2 rRNA genes are annotated in these 3,351 nt (G+C 51.5%); both read right to left on the reverse strand.

Annotated elements, in window-relative coordinates:
• Window positions 1–2: 2 nt before the first annotated feature.
• Window positions 3–119, reverse strand: a 5S ribosomal RNA gene (gene rrf, locus EKM86_RS12185).
• A gap of 200 nt (window positions 120–319) precedes the next feature.
• Window positions 320–3,236, reverse strand: a 23S ribosomal RNA gene (locus EKM86_RS12190).
• Window positions 3,237–3,351: the final 115 nt, after the last annotated feature.

Genomic DNA, 3,351 nt, shown 5'->3' on the forward strand with positions numbered 1-3,351 from the left:
AAGCGCGGCAGCTTCCTACCCTCGCAGGCAGTCACCCACCAACTACTCTCGGCGTAGAGAAGCTTAACTTCTGTGTTCGGCATGGGAACAGGTGTATCCTTCTCGCTATCGCCACCGCACTTATTTAACTGAGGGCTTTGCGCTCTCAAAACTGGCTATCATTGTTTTAAATGCTTTGAACCGTATTTGCTTCGCTAGTCGTGCTCCGCTTTGGCAACGGCCAAGTGTCTAGCTACGCTTTGGCCTTCACCGGCTGCGCCGGCAAAGTCCCAAGCTAGGCTAGCCATTGGCCTAAAATCGCCAAAGCTGCGCACTGTACTTGGTTAAGTCCTCGACCGATTAGTACTGGTCCGCTCCATGCATCGCTGCACTTCCACTTCCAGCCTATCTACCTGATCATCTCTCAGGGGTCTTACTTCCATATAGGAATGGGAAATCTCATCTCGAGGGGGGCTTCACACTTAGATGCTTTCAGCGTTTATCCCGTCCGTTCATAGCTACCCAGCGATGCGCCTGGCGGCACAACTGGTACACCAGCGGAACGTCCATCCCGGTCCTCTCGTACTAAGGACAGCTCCTCTCAAATTTCCTGCGCCCGCGACGGATAGGGACCGAACTGTCTCACGACGTTCTGAACCCAGCTCGCGTACCGCTTTAATGGGCGAACAGCCCAACCCTTGGGACCGACTACAGCCCCAGGATGCGATGAGCCGACATCGAGGTGCCAAACCTTCCCGTCGATGTGGACTCTTGGGGAAGATAAGCCTGTTATCCCCAGGGTAGCTTTTATCCGTTGAGCGATGGCCCTTCCATACGGAACCACCGGATCACTAAGCCCGACTTTCGTCCCTGCTCGACTTGTCAGTCTCGCAGTCAAGCTCCCTTATACCTTTACACTCTGCGAATGATTTCCAACCATTCTGAGGGAACCTTTGGGCGCCTCCGTTACATTTTAGGAGGCGACCGCCCCAGTCAAACTGCCCACCTGACACTGTCTCCCGCCACGCTGAGTGGCGCAGGTTAGAGTGTTCATACAGCAAGGGTAGTATCCCACCAACGCCTCTGCCGAAACTAGCGTTCCGGCCTCTACGGCTCCTACCTATCCTGTACAAGCGGTACAAACACTCAATATCAAGCTACAGTAAAGCTCCATGGGGTCTTTCCGTCCTGTCGCGGGTAACCCGCATCTTCACGGGTACTATAATTTCACCGAGTCTCTCGTTGAGACAGTGCCCAAATCATTACACCTTTCGTGCGGGTCGGAACTTACCCGACAAGGAATTTCGCTACCTTAGGACCGTTATAGTTACGGCCGCCGTTTACTGGGGCTTCAATTCTGGGCTTCGCTTACGCTAACTCATCCTCTTAACCTTCCAGCACCGGGCAGGTGTCAGCCCCTATACGTCATCTTACGATTTAGCAGAGACCTGTGTTTTTGATAAACAGTTGTTTGGGCCTATTCACTGCGGCTGCACTTGCGTGCAGCACCCCTTCTTCCGAAGTTACGGGGTCATTTTGCCGAGTTCCTTAACGAGAGTTCGCTCGCTCACCTGAGGCTACTCGCCTCGACTACCTGTGTCGGTTTGCGGTACGGGTGATCTATTTCTCCCTAGACGCTTTTCTCGGCAGTGTGATATCAGTCACTTCGCTACTTAAATTTCGCTCCCCATCACACCTTGTCCTTAGAGAAGTAAGCATTTCACTCGCTTCAAGACTCAGTGCTTGGACACACATTTCCAGCCGTGTGCTTGACTTAACCTCCTGCGTCCCGCCATCGGTCAAACAAAATAGATCAGTACAGGAATCTCAACCTGTTTGCCATCGACTACGCCTCTCGGCCTCGCCTTAGGTCCCGACTAACTCTGGGAGGACGAGCCTTCCCCAGAAAACCTTAGTCATACGGTGGATCGGATTCTCACCGATCTTTCGCTACTCATGCCGGCATTCTCACTTCCAAGCGCTCCAGCCGTCCTCACGGTCGACCTTCAACGCCCTTGGAACGCTCTCCTACCACACGTCCTTACGGACGCATCCACAGTTTCGGTATTATGCTTAGCCCCGGTATATTTTCGGCGCAGGGTCACTCGACTAGTGAGCTATTACGCACTCTTTAAATGATGGCTGCTTCTGAGCCAACATCCTAGTTGTCTGTGCAACGCCACATCCTTTTCCACTTAGCATAAATTTAGGGACCTTAACTGGTGATCTGGGCTGTTCCCCTTTCGACGATGGACCTTATCGCTCACCGTCTGACTCCCGGAGTAAGATAATTGGTATTCGGAGTTTATCTGAATTCAGTAACCCATGACGGGCCCCTAGTCCAAACAGTGCTCTACCTCCAATATCCATCCTCCGAGGCTAGCCCTAAAGCTATTTCGGAGAGAACCAGCTATCTCCAAGTTCGTTTGGAATTTCACCGCTACCCACAACTCATCCCAGCATTTTTCAACATACACGGGTTCGGTCCTCCAGTGCGTTTTACCACACCTTCAACCTGGTCATGGGTAGGTCACTTGGTTTCGGGTCTACACCAACATACTTAGTCGCCCTATTCAGACTCGCTTTCGCTGCGGCTCCGGCTTTTCACCTTAACCTCGCATGCTAGCGTAACTCGCCGGTTCATTCTACAAAAGGCACGCTGTCACCCATTAACGGGCTCCAACTAATTGTAGGCACACGGTTTCAGGAACTATTTCACTCCCCTTCCGGGGTGCTTTTCACCTTTCCCTCACGGTACTGGTTCACTATCGGTCACTAGGGAGTATTTAGCCTTGGGTGATGGTCCACCCGGATTCCGACGGAATTTCACGTGTTCCGCCGTACTCAGGATCCCAAACGGAGGGTGAGCGATTTTGACTACAGGGCTTTCACCTTGTCTCGCGCAGCTTTCCAACTGACTTCGTCTATCACTCACTTTGGTAACTCCAATGTTTGGTCCTACAACCCCAAAGTGCAAGCACTTTGGTTTGGGCTGTTCCCACTTCGCTCGCCGCTACTATGGGAATCGCAATTGCTTTCTCTTCCTGCAGGTACTTAGATGTTTCAGTTCCCTGCGTTTGCCTTCATTAAGCTATGTATTCACTCAATGATAACCACCAAAGGTGGCTGGGTTCCCCCATTCGGAAATCTCCGGATCAAAGCTTACGTACAGCTCCCCGAAGCATATCGTCGTTAGTCACGTCCTTCATCGGCTCCTAGTGCCAAGGCATCCACCGTGCGCCCTTTGTAACTTAACCTTGATCGATTAACTCGATCGGTTTCGCGATTCGAATTTCTTTTAGAAACTCATACAAATACGCTGTGTTCTCGGCATTTCTATAAAACAATGATATCCAGTTTTCAAAGAACAAA

The organism is Lacticaseibacillus hegangensis (assembly GCF_003946465.1).
GTDB classification, from domain to species: domain Bacteria; phylum Bacillota; class Bacilli; order Lactobacillales; family Lactobacillaceae; genus Lacticaseibacillus; species Lacticaseibacillus hegangensis.